Origin of the sequence: Actinopolyspora alba (assembly GCF_900112765.1) — a bacterium.
Taxonomy (GTDB): Bacteria; Actinomycetota; Actinomycetes; order Mycobacteriales; family Pseudonocardiaceae; genus Actinopolyspora; species Actinopolyspora alba.
Genome location: NZ_FOMZ01000007.1, coordinates 237806 through 253987, shown reverse-complemented (window position 1 = coordinate 253987; position 16182 = coordinate 237806). Strand labels below are relative to the sequence as shown.

Genomic DNA, 16182 nt, shown 5'->3' with positions numbered 1-16182 from the left:
CCGAAAAGCCCGGGATCACTCGTCGAACAACCCGGGTTCCACGGGCTCGGGTTCGGCCACGGGCGCCGCACCGAAGGCGTTCGCCGGTGCCACCATGCCGAGATGCTGCCAGGCCGCGGCGGTGGCGACCCGCCCACGCGGTGTCCGGGCCAACATGCCGGCACGGACCAGGTACGGCTCGCACACCTCCTCGATGGTGCTCTGCTCCTCGCCCACGGCCACCGACAGCGTCGAGGCACCCACCGGTCCGCCCCCGAACGAGCGGGCCAGTGAACCGAGCACCGCCCGGTCGAGGCGGTCGAGTCCGAGCTCGTCCACGTCGTAGACCTCCAGCGCGGCGCGGGCCACCTCGACGGTGACCACTCCGTCGGAGCGCACCTCGGCGTAGTCGCGGACCCGCCGCAGCAGCCGGTTGGCGATACGCGGCGTCCCCCGGCACCTCCGGGCTATCTCGGTGGCACCGTCCGGGCGCAGGTCCACACCGAGAATCCCGGCCGAACGGTTGATGACCTCCTCCAACTCGGCGGGTTCGTAGAACTCCATGTGCGCGGTGAACCCGAACCGGTCCCGCAACGGGCCGGTCAGCGACCCCGATCGCGTGGTCGCCCCCACCAGGGTGAACGGGGCGATGTCCAGCGGGATGCTGGTGGCACCCGGCCCCTTGCCGACGACGACGTCTACCCGGTAGTCCTCCATCGCCAGGTAGAGCATCTCCTCGGCGGGGCGCGCCATGCGGTGTATCTCGTCGATGAACAGCACGTCCCCGGCGGTGAGGTTGGACAGCATCGCTGCCAGGTCCCCCGGACGTTCCAGCGCCGGGCCCGAGGTCACCCTGATGGCAGAGCCCAGTTCGGTCGCCAGGATCATGGCCAGGCTGGTCTTGCCGAGCCCCGGTGGCCCCGCGAACAGGATGTGGTCGGGCTGCTCCCCCCTTCCGAGGGCACCTTGCAGCACCAGGCGCAGCTGCTCGCGGACGCGCTGCTGGCCCACGAAGTCGTCGAGCTTGCGCGGGCGCAGGCTCGCGTCGATCTCCTGTTCACCGTTGGCGCGGTGCGGCGAGAGGGTTCCCTCGGAGGCATCCGTCGCGTCCGGGGTCTCGGCTTCCGGCTCCACCGGCCCGTCCTCGTGCATCGTTTCCTCAGAACTTCGCTCGTGCCACTTTCGATTGTCGCGCCGCGGTGTTCCCGGCCCGCACTACTTGGGACCGAGAGCGGCCAGGGCCTTGCGCAGCACGGTGGAGGTGTCGGTCTCGCCGCCGTTCTCGGCCAGCACCGCGTTGACGCTCTGCTCCGCCTGTTTCGCGGAGAACCCGAGTCCGACCAGGGCCTCGCTGACCTCGGAGCGGATACCGGCGGTGTCCACGACGGCGCCCCCGGGAGCGGCACCCGCCTCCGCGGTCGCCCACGCGGGGTCGGTACCGGGCTGGACGGACAGCGCCGCCACCTTGTCCCGCAGCTCCAGGGTGAGCCGTTCGGCGTTCTTCTTGCCGATTCCGGGAACACGGGTCAGCGCCCCGATGTCGCCCTGGCTCAGCGCGTCGCGCAGTTGGGCGGGGTCGAGCACCGCCAGCGCGGCCAGCGCCAGCCTCGGTCCCACACCCGACGCGGTCTGCAGCAGCGTGAACAGGTCGCGGGCCTGCGCGTCGGCGAACCCGTAGAGCGTCAGCGAGTCCTCCCGCACTATCAGCGAGGTGGCCAGGTTCGCCTCGGAGCCGCGTCGCAGCCCACCCAGCGTCGCCGGTGTCGCGTACACGGCCATTCCCACGCCGCCGACCTCGATCACCGCGTGATCCAGTCCGACCGAAAGCACCTCACCCCGCACCGAAGCGATCATCGGTGGTTCCCCCTTGTACCGGACGAGTCTCGTGCTGCCTGCCGCAGCCGCTGTTGATGATTGCGCGCGAGTTCGGCCGCGCGCTGCTCCGCCTCGGCGAGCCTGCCGACCATGGGAGCCCGCCAGAGATGACAGAGTGCCAGTGCCAGCGCGTCGGCCGCGTCGGCGGGTTTCGGTGGGCTCGACATGCCCAGTACCTTGCTCACCATCGCGGTGACCTGTCGCTTGTCGGCCTTCCCGGAACCGCTGATGGCGGCCTTGACCGAACTCGGGGTGTGGAAGGCCACCTGGATGTCCCGCCGAGCGGCGGCCAGCGCCACGATGCCGGACACCTGCGCGGTTCCCATGACCGAGCGCACGTTCTGCTGACTGAAGACCCGTTCGATCGCCACGACTTCCGGTTCGTGCCGGTCGATCCACTCCTCCACCCCGTCGGCGATGGCCACGAGGCGCCGGGGAAGCTCGTCGTCCACGGGGCTGCGCACCACACCGACACCGAGACAGCTCACCCCGCGCCGCTGCCCGCCCTCGACGACACCGACTCCGCAGCGTGTCAGTCCCGGATCGACTCCCAGTATGCGCACACCCTCATCCTCTCGCGCGAGCCCGCTTTGAACACGCGTTCGAATGATAACGGCAGGCCGGACGCTCCCGACCACGGCGACACGCACGCCTCATCTCCCGGGCGAGGACGGAACGGCCGGACGAGGCGGCGCGGCCGGGGAATCAGCCGGGCAGGCTCGCACGCAACGTGAACAGCAGGGGGATGCGCGGGGCGCCACGCGACAGGCGGTACCAGTGAGCGTCCCGGGTGCCGCTCGGCCAGGGGATCCAGGGAGTGCTGTCGTGCTCGTGCAGCGCCTCGATGCGCATCCCCGCGCCGGTCACGGCACGGCTTCACGCAGCGGCCGCACGGTCGTGTCCAACGATTTCTCGGAGCACCCGGCGGATTCGGCAGTGGGATCCTCAGGCGCCGTCGTGGCCGGGTTTCCAGCTCTCCGGAGCACCACTTCGGGTCAGTACCGGCTGGTAGGCGGCGAAGCCCTCGGGAGCGCGCTCCGACCAGGGGAACAGCCCGGTGTCCGGTGTGGGTAACAGCAGCTGCAGCGCGGGGAAGTCGTCGTCGCCGTAAACCAGCATCGCGCTTCCCAGGTACTCCGGGTAGTACAGTCCGGCCACGCGCTCGAATGTGACGGGCTGTTCGGCCAGGAAGCCCTCGTAGAGCCTGCCGGTGATGAACCGCTCGCCACGGCCGACGCGCTCGACGTAGGTGTCCACCACGCTCCGCCCCACCTGCTCGGGCAGCCCGATCACCACGAGTTCCGGCTTGCCGAACCGCCGCCACGCGCCCACCGAGAAGGAGTAAGGCGCGTGGTCCTCCTCCTCTGGAACGTGCAGTACGGCGGCCCCGTAACGCTCCGAGGTCTCGACCAACCAGCGCCGCAGTCCCTCCGTCGAGTTCGCAGTTCCGGTCATCACGTGTCACCTCTTCGTCGACGGGTTCGTTCCCGGCGCGACCGCGCGTACCCGGCGAGCGCCGCGTCGGGGCGAAGCCTAGTTCACCGGTGGGCGCCGGGGACACGCCGTCGTCGGTCGCGGAACGGGAAGTCCGACGGAAGCCCCGAGTGATCTTGACTTCGAGTTCACTCGAACTCGCATGCTCGGTGGTGCCACGCGAAAGCGCGACAACGGCAAGAACGAGACACCGGGCAGGAACGACACCGCACCCGCACCAATCGGGCACACCCGAGCCGGGGACGAACGGACGACTGGGAGAACATCATGGACACTTCGATCTCGCGGGATCACTTCGAGCAGGCCTACCGGGAGGGCAACCCGCCGTGGGTGATCGGCGCCCCACAGCCCGCGATCGTCGAACTGGAACGGCAGGGGTGGATCGGTGGTTCGGTGCTGGACCCCGGTTGCGGCGAGGGCGAGCACACCATCCTGCTGACCGAGCTCGGTTACGACGTGCTCGGCGTGGACGGCGCCCGGACCGCCGTGGCGCGGGCACGGGACAACGCGGCCGAACGCGGGGTGGCCGCGCGCTTCGAAGTGGCCGACGCGTTCGATCTCGGCACCGAACCGCGGTTCGACACCGTCGTGGACAGCGCACTGCTGCACGTGTTCGGCGAAGCGGAGCGGCGCCGCTACACCAGGAGCCTGCACGCGGTGTGCGGCCCGGGGGCCGTGGTACACGTGCTCGCACTGTCGGACATCGAGGACGCCGGCGGGCCGCGCCTGAGCGCCGAGCAGGTGCGGAACTCGTTCGGTGACGGTTGGATCATCGATTCCCTGGAGCAGCACGTCTACCGCGGGGTCGCCGGCGAGGAGTACGCCGCACGATTCGACGTCTCGCCCGAGGAGCAGGTCGACACGGCGGCCTGGCTGGCACGGGTCCGCAGGCTCTGAGCGTCCGCGGGCACCGGGCGGGGACCAACCGATCGACCGCTCCCGCCGCACGGGCCGCCGTCGAGCACGCACGGGAACTTCCGGACCGTTGTCCGGAAGTTCCATCCGGCTCACGCCGAGACCTGGGCCATGACCTCGTCGCTGACGTCGAAGTTCGAGTAGACGTTCTGCACGTCGTCGCAGTCCTCCAGCACGTCGATGAGCTTGAAGACCTTGCGTGCGCCCTCGCTGTCCAGCGGCACGTTGACCGACGGCAGGAAGCTGGGCTCAGCGGAGTCGTACTCGATGCCCTCGGCCTGCAGGGCCTTGCGGACGGGCACGAGGTCGCTCGGCTCGCAGAGGATCTCGTAGTTCTCGCCGAGGTCCTCGATCTCCTCGGCGCCAGCCTCCAGCACGGCGCCGAGGACGTCCTCCTCGCTGAGACCGTTCTTGGGCAGGATCACCACGCCACGCCGGTTGAACAGGTAGGCCACCGACCCCGCGTCGGCCATCGAACCGCCGTGCTTGTTCATGGCGGTGCGCACCTCGCCCGCGGCGCGGTTGCGATTGTCGGTCAGGCACTCGATCAGCACGGCCACCCCGTTGGGGGCGTAGCCCTCGTACATGACCGTCTCCCAGTCGGCGCCGCCGGCTTCCTCACCGGCGCCGCGCTTGCGGGCGCGCTCGATGTTGTCCTGCGGTACCGAGGACTTGCGCGCCTTCTGCATGGCGTCGAACAGCGTGGGGTTGGCCTCCGGGTCGCCCCCACCCGTACGCGCGGCGACCTCGATGTTCTTGGTCAGCTTCGCGAAGAGCTTGCCGCGCTTGGCGTCGAGGGCGGCCTTCTTGTGCTTGGTCGTGGCCCACTTGGAGTGGCCGCTCATTTGTCCTCCGTGGTATCAGGTCGTACCGGGCCGGTATGCCCGCTGTTCTCGTTGATCATCCGCACGAACAGTCGGTGCACGCGGTCGTCACCGTTGACCAGCTCGGGATGGAAAGCCGTGGCGAGCACCGGTCCCTGCCGAACCGCGACGATGGTACCCGCACCCGTCTCCGCCGGTCGTCCGTCCGGCGGCCCGGCGGGAGACGGCACGCTGGCCAGCACGGTCACATCGGCGCCCGCTTTCTCTACGAGGGGGGCCCGAATGAACACGGCGCGCAACGCCGGGCCTTCGATCCCGGCGAAGTCGAGATCCGCCTCGAAGGAATCCACCTGCCGCCCGAAGGCGTTGCGGCGGACGACCACGTCCAGCGCCCCCATCGAGCGGACGCCGGGACTGCCCCGAACCTCGGAGCGGTCGTCGAGCACGCTGTCCGCGAGCAGCACCATGCCCGCGCAGGACCCGTAGGCGGGCATACCTTCCCGCAGCCGCGCACGCAGCGGCTCGAAGAGTTCGAAGGTGTCCAACAACCGCGTCATGGTGGTCGATTCCCCGCCCGGCAGCACGAGGGCGTCGACCCGGGCGAGTTCCTCGGGACGACGCACCGGGCACGCGGTCACCCCGATGCGCCGCAGCGCGGCGAGATGCTCGGCGACGCCGCCCTGCAGGGCGAGCACGCCGACGACCGGTTGAGCTGGGTTCACACCACGATTGTCCGGCAGTCGCGCGAACGGGCAACGTCCGGGTCAGCTCCGTCCCGCCCCGTGCCCGCTCGGTGTCGGTTCCCGCACGGGAAGAATCGCCGGGCGGTCGCACCGAACGAGCGGCGGGCGGCCACCCAGCGATCACGAGAAACCGCGGCGGACCCACCCGCGAACCGTCGCGACGTTCACAGGGCGCGCAGCCCGGCCGTGACACCGGCCGCGACGAGCACCACGACCACGAAGGGCGCCCGGCGCCATGCCAGCACACCACCCACGAGCACCCCGATCACGCGGGGCCAGCCCGCGAACGAACCCGACTCGTAGCACGCGCTGACGGCCACGAACGCGGCGAGCAGCGTCACCGCGGCCACGGAGAGCAGCCACCTGCCGCGTTCGGAGACGCGCAGTCTGCCGCGCAGCAGCGGCCCCGCCGCACGCATCGCGTAGGTCCCGGCGGCCAGTGCCAGTACCAGGCCGAGTGTCATACCGCTTCCCCTTCCGAGACGTAGGCTCCCCGCCTCGCGCCCGGTACGGGCAGCAGTGCGGCGGCGGTGCCGAGCAGTGCGACCAGCACCGCGAGCCCCTCGTCCAGCAGTGGGACGGTGAGCACGGCGAGCAGACAGCCGAGCAGCACGGCACGCGCGGTCGGACGGTCCCGCACGGCGGGCAGCACGAGGGTGAGCAGCCCGGCGGGCAGCGCGGCGTCGAGCCCGAACAGCTGGGGATCGCCGAGACCGCGTCCCAGCAGCCCGCCCAGCAGTACCGAGGGCGCCCACACGGCGTAGAGCGTCGTCCCCGCCACCCAGTAGGCACGCCGCCTGCGGCGCGGCTCGGATTCGGCCAGTGCGAAGGCCACGGCCTCGTCGACCAGCAGGTGACTCCCGAGCAGTCTGCGTCCGAGACCGCCGTCGAGGACGTCGCCCATCGCCAGCCCGTAAGGCAGATGCCGGGCGTTGAGCAGCCAGCCGCCCAGCAGCACGGTCAGCGGTGCTGCTCCGGCGGTGGCCAGGCCCACGACCAGGAACTCGGAACCGCCCGCGAAGACGAGGGCGGCCATTACCGTGACCAGCCACAGCGGGGCTCCGCTCGATACCGCGATGGCGCCCAGCGAGGCCCCCACCACGACGAGCGCGAGGGCCATGGAGGCCACGGCGGGCAGTAATCGAGCGGTGTCGGAAGCGCGGTCCGTTCTTTTGGGCGAACGCATCGTTTCCTAGAATGAACAAAACGAACTTCGTTCGTCAAGACGAACGGTCGGTAGTCCAGAAGGAACGGCTATGCGGGGATCCGAGACCGAGGCGATCGAGACGATCTCGATCGCGCTGCGCCACCACCGCGAACGCGCGGGAATCTCGCTGTCCGAGCTGGCGAAGCGAGCCGGAGTGGCCAAATCGACGCTGTCGCAGCTGGAATCCGGGGAGGGAAACCCGGGAGTGGAAACGCTGTGGGCGCTGGCCGTCGCGTTGGACGTGCCGTTCAGCAGGCTCGTGGAGCTGCCGACTCCCCACACGAGGGTGATCCGAGCGGGACAGGCTCCCAAGATCCGGGCGGAACACGCCGGCTTCGCGGCGGGGCTGCTGTCCGCCTGCCCCGCCGGGGCGAGCCGGGACATCTACGAGATCGCCCTGGAGGCCGGGGAGATCCGACGGGCGGAACCGCACCAGCCGGGCACGGTCGAGCACCTGATCGTGGTGTCGGGAAGCATGCGCGGCGGCCCCGCCGACGAGCCCGCCGAACTCGAACCGGGCGATTACACCACGTTCTCCGGAGCGGTGCCGCACCTCTACCAGGCCGTGGGCGGTCCGACCACGGCGGTGCTGCTGATGGAGCACTCCTGAGCCGGTGCTCGTGGGTCCGTACGGGGAACCGCCACGGGAACGCCCGGAAAGCGGACCGGAACCGGCGCGACGGTTCCCCGAGACTATCGAGGTGCGGTGTCACCAGCCGCGCTGGGCGTAGTGCTGCTCCTCCGGAAGGTCGTCGACGTTGATGCCGACCATCGCCTCACCGAGCCCGCGGGAGACCTTCGCGACCAGCTCGGGATCGTCGTAGAGGGTGGTGGCCTTGACGATGGCCTCGGCGCGCGCCGCCGGATCCCCCGACTTGAAGATGCCCGAGCCGACGAAGACTCCCTCGGCACCCAATCTGCGCATCATCACCGCGTCGGCAGGGGTGGCGATCCCGCCCGCGGTGAACAGCACCACCGGCAGCTCGCCGGTGCGCGCGACCTCGCGCACGAGCTCCACCGGCACCCGCAGTTCCTTGGCGGCGGCGTAGAGCTCGGTGCCGTCCAGCACCGACAGCCTGCGGATGTCCGCGCGGATCCGCCGCATGTGCCGGGTCGCCTCGACGACGTTGCCGGTGCCGGCCTCTCCCTTGGACCGGATCATCGCCGCGCCCTCCGAGATCCGGCGCAACGCCTCGCCGAGGTTGGTCGCACCGCACACGAACGGCACCGTGAAGGGCCACTTGTCGATGTGGTTGTCCTCGTCGGCGGGGGTGAGCACCTCGGACTCGTCGACGTAGTCCACCCCGATCGACTGCAGCACCTCGGCCTCGACGAAGTGGCCGATACGTGCCTTGGCCATGACCGGGATGGACACGGAACGCACGATGCTGTCGATCATCTCGGGGTCGGACATCCGGGCGACACCCCCCTGGGAGCGGATGTCGGCGGGCACGCGTTCCAGCGCCATGACCGCGACCGCCCCGGCCTCCTCGGCGATCCTCGCCTGTTCCGGCGTGACGACATCCATGATCACGCCGCCCTTGAGCATTTCCGCCATGCCTCGCTTGACACCGTCGGTTCCGGTCGCCTGGGTGCCGGCGGACGGGCTGGTCGTGTCGCCGTTGGTCACGTTCGATCCTTTCGCGCGGTTGACTCCCGGCACGTGGTTTCCGGGAAGAGCTCGCCCCGAGCCCCGGTGACGTGCCGGGCACGGCGTGCCGACCGTCGTCCGAAGGGCTCGGCGGTGCTGCCCGAACCCAGCAGGGCTGCCCGAACACGACGGTGTGCCGACACACGCCGGGTGGGGTCGACAGGACCGAGCCTAGGAGCGATCGCGGCACGGCGAACGGGCCACTGAGTCGCTTTCTCATCAGTCCACTTTCGGCGCGCGAGCGACTCACGAGCCGCCGTGCGCACGGGTTCGACCTTGCGGAGTCCTCCCAGCGGGTGTGTGCTCGGCACCACATCCGAGTCCGGTGTGCGACGCGGCAGGGGGCAGTGATGGGGAACAAGCGCACGGGCAACGGGCAGGCTCAGTCGGTACCGGCGGCGACCGATCCCGCCGCCGTCCGCAACGTGGTGCTGGTGGGTCCGTCCGGTTCCGGCAAGACCACGCTGGTGGAACGGTTGCTGGCGACCACATCGACCATCAGCAGACGCGGCTCGGTCACCGAGGGAAGCACGGTCTGCGACCACGAGACGGCGGCGGTGGAACAGCAGCGTTCCGTCGGCATGGCGGTGGCTCCGCTGTGGCATCGCGAAACCAAGATCAACCTTGTGGACACACCGGGATACGCCGACTTCATCGGCGAGCTGCGCGCGGGACTGCGCGCGGCCGACGCGGCGCTGTTCGTCGTGGCCGCCACCGAGGAGGTGGACTCCGCGACTCGGACGATATGGCAGGAGTGCGACAGGGTCGGCATGCCCAGAGCGGTACTGATCTCACGCATGGACCAGCCGCGCGCGGACGCCACGGCGGCGATCGACTCCTGCGTGGCCGCTTTCGGCAGCGGGGTGGTTCCGCTGTACCTGCCGCGCCACCACGGTGGATCGCCGACCGAGCTGTTCGGGCTGCTCACCGGTAGCAGCTACGACTACTCGCAGGGCAGCACACCGATAGTGCGAGCCAGCGCCGAACCGCCGGACGAGTCGACCAGGGCGGGCCGGGACCGACTGCTGGAGGGAATCATCGCAGGTAGCGAGGACGAGACCCTGCTGGAGCGTTACCTGGGCGGCGAGAGCATCGAGGAGGCGACGCTGGTCAGTGACCTGGAGACGGCGGTGGCCCGCGGCGGGCTGCACCCGGTGATCCCGGTCTCGGCCGAGACCGGGATCGGGATGACCGAACTGCTGGACGGCATCGTTCGGGCCTTCCCCTCCCCGCTGGAGCACGTGCTCCCGGAGTTCACCGATCCGCACGGGGACAATCCCCGCCGGTTGGAGTGCGATCCGAACGGACCGCTGGCGGCGGAGGTGGTGCACACCTCGGTGGACGCCTACGTGGGGCGGATCTCGGTGCTGCGCGTGTTCTCCGGAACGCTGTCGCCGGACCGTCCGGCACACGTGTCCGGTCACGGCCTGGCGGAACGGGGACACCCCGATCACGACTCCGCCGAACGCATCGGCCACATCCACAGCCCGCTGGGCGCCGGCCTGCGCGAGGTGCCGTACTGCGTGGCGGGTGACCTGTGCGCGCTGACCAAGCTGACGTCGGCCGAGACCGGCGACACCGTCTCCGACCCCAGGGACCCGCTGCTGCTGCAGCCGTGGGACATGCCCGACCCGCTGCTGCCGATGGCCGTCACCGGGCACGGCGACGACGACGCGCTCGCCCGCAACCTCAACCGGCTGCTGGCCGCCGACCCCACGCTGCGGCTGGACCGCTCCACCGAGACGCACCAGATGGTGCTGTGGTGCATGGGCGAGGCACACGCCGAGGTGATCCTGCAGCGGTTGCGGGAGAACGGTGTGGACGTGGACACCGAACCGGTGCGGGTGGCCTTCCGGCAGACCTTCCGCGGCCCCGCGAAGGGACACGGCAGGCACGTCAAGCAGTCGGGCGGGCACGGGCAGTACGCGGTCTGCGACATCGAGGTGGAGCCGTTGGAGCGCGGGGCGGGGTTCGAGTTCGCCGACCGGATCGTCGGTGGTGCCGTCCCGAAGCAGTTCATCGCCAGTGTCGAGAAAGGGGTCCGGGCCCAGCTGGAGCGCGGGATCGAGCCGGAGTGCCCGATAGTGGACCTGCGGGTGACGCTGGTGGACGGCAAGACGCACAGCGTGGACTCCTCCGACGCGGCCTTCCAGGCGGCCGGGGCGCTCGCCCTGAAGTCCGCCGCGGAGCGGGCGGGGCTGCTCACGCTGGAACCGGTGGACGAGGTGGAGGTGCACATCCCGGACGATCACCTGGGCGCGGTGCTCGGTGACCTGTCCAGCCGCAGGGGCAGGGTGATCGGCACCGAACCCGAGGACACCGGCTGGACCGTGGTCCGGGCGCACGTGCCAACCACGGAACTGACGCGCTACGCGGTCAACGTGCGCTCGCTGAGCTCGGGCAGCGCCAGCTTCAGCCGCAGCTTCGCGGGCTACGAACCGCTGCCGCGATGAACCGGCCGGGAGGGAGCGTGGACTACCCCCTGTCCCGGAAGGTGTGGCGGTACTCGGTGGGGGTCACGGACAACCTGCGCAGGAAGTGATGCCGGAGCGCGGCGGCGTTGCCGAATCCGCAGCTGTCGGCGACGACTTCGAGGGTGCTGTCGGTGTCCTCCAGCAACCGCTGGGCACGCGCGACCCGTTGCGTGGTGAGCCAGTGATGCGGTGTGGTTCCGGTCTCCGTTCTGAACCGGCGGGCGAAAGTGCGCGGTGACATCCGCGCTCTGCGGGCGAGCTCGGTGACGGTGAGTTCGCGGCGGAGGTTGCGCTGCATCCAATCGAGTACCGGACCCATCGTGTCGGCCGAGGTCGGCACCGGCAGCTCGATGTACTGCGCCTGGCCACCCTCCCGGTGTGGTGGCACGACCATCCTCCGGGCGATGGCGTTCGCGGTACGAGCACCGGACCGCACCCGGACCAGGTGCAGGCACAGATCGATCGCGGCCGCGGTTCCCGCACTGGTGAAGATCGGCGGATTCGCCGTGTAGAGCACCGACTCGTCCACTTCGATCCCGGGGAACCGACTGCGGAAATCGGCCGCCTTGTACCAGTGAACCGCCGCCTTGCCGCCGCCGAGCAGCCCCGCCTCCCCCAGCACGAACACGCCGGAACACAGCGCGGCCGCCCAGGAACCCGCTTCGACCGCCTCCGACAGTGCGTTGCTGACGGAGCGGGAGACCTCCGGCGGAGCGGGTTCGTCGATGGGAGGCACGATCACCAGATCGGCTTCCCGCAGCCGCTCCAAGCCGTGCGTGGCGATCAGCCGGAAACCGCTCTTGGTCCGGACCGGGCTGGTGCTCTCGGAGCACAACGCGAACTCGTACGTCGGAAGCCCCTGCTCGCCGCGGTCCGTGCCGAAGACCTCGCAGGCCACCCCGAGCTCGAACGGAGCCACGCCGTTCTCCACCAGTACCGCCACGTTCCACGAATGAGGCACGAGGCGATTGTGGCAGTAAATCATCGATGAACGACAGATCTGCCACTCGTAGACGTCGCCGGGGCGGCGCATGCTGTCAGGTGTGATCACCCGCTACCAGCGGCCGGCCGGAGCACTCGAAGAGCACGACGGAGGAGAGCGACATGCGACGGTTGAGGGCTTTCTGGCGCGTAATCCGCGAGTTCAACGCCGACAACGTGTGGTTGTGGCAGCGCTACCTGAGCTCGCTGCGGCCGTGGGAAACAACGCGGGACGGCGCGGCGGACGTTCGGATGGAGGTTCGGAAGGACGTTCGGACGGCAGCACCGGACGACGCCGCACGAGGATCGGAACGTCCCGCGAACGCCGAGACACCGACACCTGTCGGCTGAGCCACCGGCCGCCCGGGGCGCTGGAAGCACGACAGGAAATCACGGAGAGCCGCACGGTACCGCGCGACGACCGGCGGGGCGGGCACCGACGTGCCACCGCCTCGCCGGTGCGCGGTACGGGTCGCGCGAAACCAACCGGCCCGGCCGCGTTCCGGACCTTTCGCACGGCGCTCGCCGCGGCAGGACCGACATCGAGGCCACGGAACGACGATACGACTTTGACGGCATTCGAAAATCCGCCGAATGCCCTATTGAAATCACCATAATGTGTAGTTGTGCGGATCGATTTCGGTGCTACCGAGCAGCACTCTCACCACTCGCCGTTATTCGCTATCCGATGCCATGTGGGTGAATTTGATTCGAGTGGCTCCAAATTGCCGCTTGTCACCCTTATGATGTCACTTCGAGACCGGCTGGGAGATCGCTTCGATTGCGAGCGTGGAGGAGCCTATGCCGCCACGTATGGCGGGTAGTGGCGACCGGGACGAGACCGTTGCTCCAGCTGTTCTGGGGGCTGACTACCTGGATCCGGAAGAGAACCGAGAGGGTTCACGAGAAACGTGGGAACGAACTGAGGGGCAACCCTCGTTCCCACCAGTGGTTTACGTGCCGTGCGAAGCGGCTTCGCCGAACAACGGTGAGTTGTCCGTCGATCTAAGGCGAACACGCGACGGGCGCACCGCGTTGTTGGTCTACTCCAGCAACGAGCGTTCGGTGCGGTGCTGTGGCGAGCAACAGCCCTGGGTGGCCGTCCACACCGAGAAGCTGGACGAGCTCGACCGGAGCATCCACTTCGATCTGATCCTGCTCGACGTGGAAATACCCCAGGAGTTCCGACGCTGAGGGAGGTGCGCTTGGATGAGATACGAGGTCGACCCCGAAGAGCTCGACAACCTAGCGGGTTCACTGCACGACGGAAGCGATTTCATCGAGGATCTGGGCAGTGCGCCCGGCATTCCCGACGCGGGCGAGCTCAGTTCCGACATGGGTAAGCTGATGAGCTTGTTCACCGGAGCCGCCGGAGAACTGTCGACCGGAGTGGCCGCTGCCGCTGGTGCTGTCGCGGAAGGCGGCCGCGTCTACGTCGATAACGAGGAATTCGCCGAACAAAATTTGCCACGCGTGGAAGGTTGAGGATACGGCGTGCCGATCGATACCAGAATCGAGGGAAATCCGGAGAGCATTCGGAGCGCCGCCCGTTGGTTGCGTTCGGACCTCTCCGCCGCTGTGCACGACTGCGCTTCGCGGAACAACCGGGTCCGGTCGCGTTCGGAACGAGTCTGGGGCGGTGCTGCCGGGGAGTCGTTCCGAAGCACGTTGGGACGTATCGCCCCCGGAATCGACGAACTGGCCGGCGACATCGACGGCGTGGGCCGTTCCTTCGAACGCTACGCGGACGACCTCCACACCGCTCAGCAGGGGATGCGGCGAGCGAGAGACATCGCAGTCGGAGCGGGGGCTGCGAGTGACCGACACCAAGATCTTCGATCCGGGAGCCGCGCCCGCCGCTCCACGAGAACTGCCCGCCGATGCCACTCCGCAACAGGCACGGGCGCACGATGCCGCTGTCTCGGCACAACAAGCTCACGAGCAGAGAACCGCTGCCTATGCCGAAGCCAGGCAGGAAGCGGACAAGTCCCATTCGCTGTTGCGGGACGCGAAAAAATACGTGGAGAAGTACTGGAGTGATCTCTGGAACAAGAGGTACATCCACGCCACGGATTTCACCAACGGCGTGGTGGGCGGTTTGGTCGCGAGGAACACGAGCATCATGCGGGCGGAAGCGAACCGACTCGATGCCGAAGCCAGGACCGCCGAGTCGCGCTACCTCAAATCACCCGGTGGTAGCACCGAAGCGGAGTTCCAGACTCGACAACAGATGGCCAAGGCGAGCCAAGCCGAGGACACGCGTATTCGTGCGAGCAGGTTCGCACGCCGGGTCGGGGGAAAACTTCCCGTGATCGGACTCGGGATAACCGCCGCCGGAATCGGCTACGACATTCACACCGGTAAACCACCGGGCAAAGCTGTGTTCTCGGGGCTCGCCGGAGCCGGCGCCGCCGCGTTGGTGGCCGCCACACCGGTCGGTTGGGGGGCGTTGGCCGCTGTCGGAGTGGGGATCGGTGTCGGTGTGGCGGCCGACTTCGTCTACGACGCCCTTCCGGACAACGTGCGGGACAAGATCAACGAAGGAGTCGAGGCGGTAGGTGATGCGGCATCGGATGCGGCTGGAGCGGTCGGTGACGCCGTCTCGGGAGCCTGGAACGCGGTGTTCTGACCGAATCCCGTACCTCTGGGACGGTTCGCCGTCCATGTTGGGAGTTGAGCGGCTGTGTCCGAACTCGATAAGCGGCTGACTCGACATCTGCCCTGGCCGGAAGAGTGGCCCGCCCCGGGTGGGCTGAAGGACCGGGCCACGGCAGCGGCGTTCGTGGTGCTGGGAGTGGGCTCGGTGGTCGCGGCCACGAGCGCGTTGTCGGCGAGCCCGCCTGATGCCCGTGGGCTGATCATGGTGGCATGCGCTCCGCTGCTCCTCGGATTCGCCGGTCTCGCGGCGCTCACCCGGCTGCGGGTCCGTGATCGCGGTATCGCGTCGGTGCGTCTCGAACGTGTCGAGCACTCGAACTCCGAAGCGGTCGTGATCCCGTACTCACGGGGGCTCGCGTCCACTTATGTGGTCATGACCGTGTCCATGCTGGCGCTGTTCGGATTCTTCGCCGTGATTTCCCTGCTCGTGATCGCGGACGGTGGCCCCGGTGACACGGGTATCGTCCTGTTGTTCATCGCCAGCGGGACAGCCACGCTCTACTTGCTCCTGCTGATTGTCGAAGCACTACGAGGGGCGTTGAGCCACGGTGTCCTGGCTCTGGCACCCACGGGCGTCTACCACCGTTCTTGGGCCTTCACGAGCTTCTTTCCCTGGGAAAGCATCGTATCGATATCAGCGGGGACAACGGGGAGACAGCTGATCACCGCTGCTGTGTACGACAACAGTACTCCGTACTTTCACCGCCGTTCCCGAATGTGGCGGCAGCCGGAACTGTCATTGGCGCCGCACATGGGCGTGCAGGGGGTGAATCTGTCCGTCGACCCCGCCCTCGCCTACCACGCACTGCACTACTACCAGCGGCATTCGGAAATGCGAACCGAGCTGGGCAACCAAGCTGGAGTGGACCGCATCCGCGGCGCGGACCTTCTCGACCACTGAGAATCAAGGGTGGGAGCAGTGGACAACGCCCACTCGGATCTCCCGCGTGGTACCGCGACCGCACGATCGCGGGTATCGGTCCCGCGAGAGCACGCGGTCGCAGTCGGGGTCGCTGTTCGCGGGCCGCCCCGGACGCTCGTTCGACCAGGGTGACCACCGGATTCAGCGCAGCGAACCGAGGAAAGCAGCCCAGGCTCGACGGTCGAACAGCAGCGCCGGGCCGTGCGGACGCTTGGAATCCCGCACAGCGGTGACCTCAGCACCCGGCAGGGAAGCAGCCTCGACACATTGCCCACCGTTGGGACCACTACGGCTGCTGCGGCACCAGCTAACGGATAACTCGGCCGCACTCAGCACACACTCGTGTTGCATCACGCGATCTCCTTAGCGAGTTCGGAGAGGGACTCGGCTGACTCCGCCGGGGACAACGCCTGCTCGGCCAATGACTCCATCACTAAACGATGCGAAGTCGGACCCGCT

The 16182-nt window shown here is 68.7% G+C and carries 20 protein-coding genes; 8 read left to right on the top strand and 12 right to left on the bottom strand.

What is annotated here, in order from left to right:
• Positions 1–15 precede the first annotated feature (15 nt).
• From ruvB to BM150_RS12630, 5 genes are all read right to left on the bottom strand, one after another.
• Entirely contained in the window at positions 16–1131 is a 1116-nt protein-coding gene (ruvB, locus tag BM150_RS12645) for a Holliday junction branch migration DNA helicase RuvB (protein WP_092927355.1), read from the bottom strand.
• Between the two features lie 63 nt (positions 1132–1194).
• Positions 1195–1833: a Holliday junction branch migration protein RuvA gene (gene ruvA, locus BM150_RS12640; RefSeq protein WP_092927353.1), complete on the bottom strand. Its 639-nt coding sequence runs from the start codon at positions 1831–1833 to the stop codon at positions 1195–1197.
• Positions 1830–2417 carry a crossover junction endodeoxyribonuclease RuvC gene (ruvC, locus tag BM150_RS12635; protein WP_092927351.1) on the bottom strand — a complete coding sequence of 196 codons (588 nt, stop codon included), beginning with the start codon at positions 2415–2417 and terminating at the stop codon, positions 1830–1832. Before ruvC ends, ruvA begins: the two co-directional genes overlap by 4 nt.
• 142 nt (positions 2418–2559) lie before the next feature.
• Positions 2560–2721, bottom strand: a complete 162-nt coding sequence (locus BM150_RS24135; RefSeq protein ID WP_175496798.1) for a hypothetical protein — start codon at positions 2719–2721, stop codon at positions 2560–2562.
• Between the two features lie 78 nt (positions 2722–2799).
• Positions 2800–3309 carry a DUF4262 domain-containing protein gene (locus tag BM150_RS12630; RefSeq protein ID WP_092927349.1) on the bottom strand — a complete coding sequence of 170 codons (510 nt, stop codon included), beginning with the start codon at positions 3307–3309 and terminating at the stop codon, positions 2800–2802.
• Between the two features lie 306 nt (positions 3310–3615).
• Between BM150_RS12630 and BM150_RS12625 the strand changes: the two genes are divergently transcribed.
• A complete protein-coding gene (locus BM150_RS12625) occupies positions 3616–4245 on the top strand; it encodes an SAM-dependent methyltransferase (RefSeq protein ID WP_092927347.1) in 630 nt (209 codons plus the stop codon).
• Positions 4246–4355: 110 nt separating this feature from the next.
• Here BM150_RS12625 and BM150_RS12620 read toward each other — a convergent pair whose 3' ends face one another.
• From BM150_RS12620 to BM150_RS12605, 4 genes are all read right to left on the bottom strand, one after another.
• Positions 4356–5108, bottom strand: a complete 753-nt coding sequence (locus BM150_RS12620; protein ID WP_092927345.1) for a YebC/PmpR family DNA-binding transcriptional regulator — start codon at positions 5106–5108, stop codon at positions 4356–4358.
• Complete coding sequence (gene pdxT / locus BM150_RS12615; RefSeq protein WP_092927343.1) at positions 5105–5809, bottom strand: pyridoxal 5'-phosphate synthase glutaminase subunit PdxT; 705 nt, start codon at positions 5807–5809, stop codon at positions 5105–5107. The genes BM150_RS12620 and pdxT overlap by 4 nt, the downstream gene beginning before the upstream one ends.
• A gap of 185 nt (positions 5810–5994) precedes the next feature.
• Complete coding sequence (locus BM150_RS12610; protein WP_092927341.1) at positions 5995–6294, bottom strand: AzlD domain-containing protein; 300 nt, start codon at positions 6292–6294, stop codon at positions 5995–5997.
• On the bottom strand, positions 6291–7016 hold the full coding sequence (locus BM150_RS12605; protein ID WP_139219520.1) for an AzlC family ABC transporter permease: 726 nt from the start codon (positions 7014–7016) through the stop codon (positions 6291–6293). The genes BM150_RS12610 and BM150_RS12605 overlap by 4 nt, the downstream gene beginning before the upstream one ends.
• 70 nt (positions 7017–7086) lie before the next feature.
• On the opposite strand from BM150_RS12605, the gene BM150_RS12600 reads away from it, so the two are divergent.
• Entirely contained in the window at positions 7087–7647 is a 561-nt protein-coding gene (locus BM150_RS12600) for a helix-turn-helix domain-containing protein (RefSeq protein WP_092927339.1), read from the top strand.
• 99 nt (positions 7648–7746) lie between these two features.
• Here BM150_RS12600 and pdxS read toward each other — a convergent pair whose 3' ends face one another.
• Positions 7747–8667, bottom strand: coding sequence for a pyridoxal 5'-phosphate synthase lyase subunit PdxS (gene pdxS / locus BM150_RS12595; protein WP_092927538.1), 921 nt, complete (start codon positions 8665–8667; stop codon positions 7747–7749).
• A gap of 371 nt (positions 8668–9038) precedes the next feature.
• Between pdxS and BM150_RS12590 the strand changes: the two genes are divergently transcribed.
• Complete coding sequence (locus BM150_RS12590) at positions 9039–11141, top strand: elongation factor G-like protein EF-G2 (RefSeq protein ID WP_092927337.1); 2103 nt, start codon at positions 9039–9041, stop codon at positions 11139–11141.
• Between the two features lie 22 nt (positions 11142–11163).
• On the opposite strand, the gene BM150_RS12585 is transcribed toward BM150_RS12590, so the two are convergent.
• Positions 11164–12123, bottom strand: coding sequence for a GlxA family transcriptional regulator (locus BM150_RS12585; RefSeq protein ID WP_217641604.1), 960 nt, complete (start codon positions 12121–12123; stop codon positions 11164–11166).
• A gap of 143 nt (positions 12124–12266) precedes the next feature.
• Here BM150_RS12585 and BM150_RS12580 point away from each other — a divergent pair, with 143 nt between their 5' ends.
• The 5 genes from BM150_RS12580 (at position 12267) to BM150_RS12560 (ending at position 15702) form a co-directional block, all read left to right on the top strand.
• Positions 12267–12494: a hypothetical protein gene (locus BM150_RS12580; RefSeq protein WP_092927335.1), complete on the top strand. Its 228-nt coding sequence runs from the start codon at positions 12267–12269 to the stop codon at positions 12492–12494.
• A gap of 642 nt (positions 12495–13136) precedes the next feature.
• Positions 13137–13337 (top strand): SAV_915 family protein, encoded by a 201-nt coding sequence (locus BM150_RS12575; RefSeq protein ID WP_217641603.1) that lies wholly within the window; start codon positions 13137–13139, stop codon positions 13335–13337.
• 15 nt (positions 13338–13352) lie between these two features.
• A complete protein-coding gene (locus tag BM150_RS12570; RefSeq protein ID WP_092927331.1) occupies positions 13353–13628 on the top strand; it encodes a hypothetical protein in 276 nt (91 codons plus the stop codon).
• A gap of 331 nt (positions 13629–13959) precedes the next feature.
• Complete coding sequence (locus tag BM150_RS12565; protein ID WP_092927329.1) at positions 13960–14772, top strand: hypothetical protein; 813 nt, start codon at positions 13960–13962, stop codon at positions 14770–14772.
• A 54-nt stretch (positions 14773–14826) separates the two neighbouring features.
• Positions 14827–15702, top strand: a complete 876-nt coding sequence (locus tag BM150_RS12560) for a hypothetical protein (RefSeq protein ID WP_092927327.1) — start codon at positions 14827–14829, stop codon at positions 15700–15702.
• Positions 15703–15864: 162 nt separating this feature from the next.
• On the opposite strand, the gene BM150_RS12555 is transcribed toward BM150_RS12560, so the two are convergent.
• Positions 15865–16074: a DUF397 domain-containing protein gene (locus BM150_RS12555; protein ID WP_092927325.1), complete on the bottom strand. Its 210-nt coding sequence runs from the start codon at positions 16072–16074 to the stop codon at positions 15865–15867.
• Positions 16075–16182: the final 108 nt, after the last annotated feature.

Coding starts and splice junctions, on each gene's coding strand:
- BM150_RS12570 (WP_092927331.1), top strand. CDS start 13,353: ATGAGATACGAGGTCGACCCCGAAGAGCTCGACAACCTAGCGGGTTCA.
- BM150_RS12580 (WP_092927335.1), top strand. CDS start 12,267: ATGCGACGGTTGAGGGCTTTCTGGCGCGTAATCCGCGAGTTCAACGCC.
- ruvB (WP_092927355.1), bottom strand. CDS start 1,131: ATGCACGAGGACGGGCCGGTGGAGCCGGAAGCCGAGACCCCGGACGCG.
- BM150_RS12625 (WP_092927347.1), top strand. CDS start 3,616: ATGGACACTTCGATCTCGCGGGATCACTTCGAGCAGGCCTACCGGGAG.
- BM150_RS12610 (WP_092927341.1), bottom strand. CDS start 6,294: ATGACACTCGGCCTGGTACTGGCACTGGCCGCCGGGACCTACGCGATG.
- BM150_RS12590 (WP_092927337.1), top strand. CDS start 9,039: ATGGGGAACAAGCGCACGGGCAACGGGCAGGCTCAGTCGGTACCGGCG.
- BM150_RS12600 (WP_092927339.1), top strand. CDS start 7,087: ATGCGGGGATCCGAGACCGAGGCGATCGAGACGATCTCGATCGCGCTG.
- BM150_RS12555 (WP_092927325.1), bottom strand. CDS start 16,074: ATGCAACACGAGTGTGTGCTGAGTGCGGCCGAGTTATCCGTTAGCTGG.
- BM150_RS12620 (WP_092927345.1), bottom strand. CDS start 5,108: ATGAGCGGCCACTCCAAGTGGGCCACGACCAAGCACAAGAAGGCCGCC.
- BM150_RS12605 (WP_139219520.1), bottom strand. CDS start 7,016: ATGCGTTCGCCCAAAAGAACGGACCGCGCTTCCGACACCGCTCGATTA.
- BM150_RS12630 (WP_092927349.1), bottom strand. CDS start 3,309: ATGACCGGAACTGCGAACTCGACGGAGGGACTGCGGCGCTGGTTGGTC.
- ruvA (WP_092927353.1), bottom strand. CDS start 1,833: ATGATCGCTTCGGTGCGGGGTGAGGTGCTTTCGGTCGGACTGGATCAC.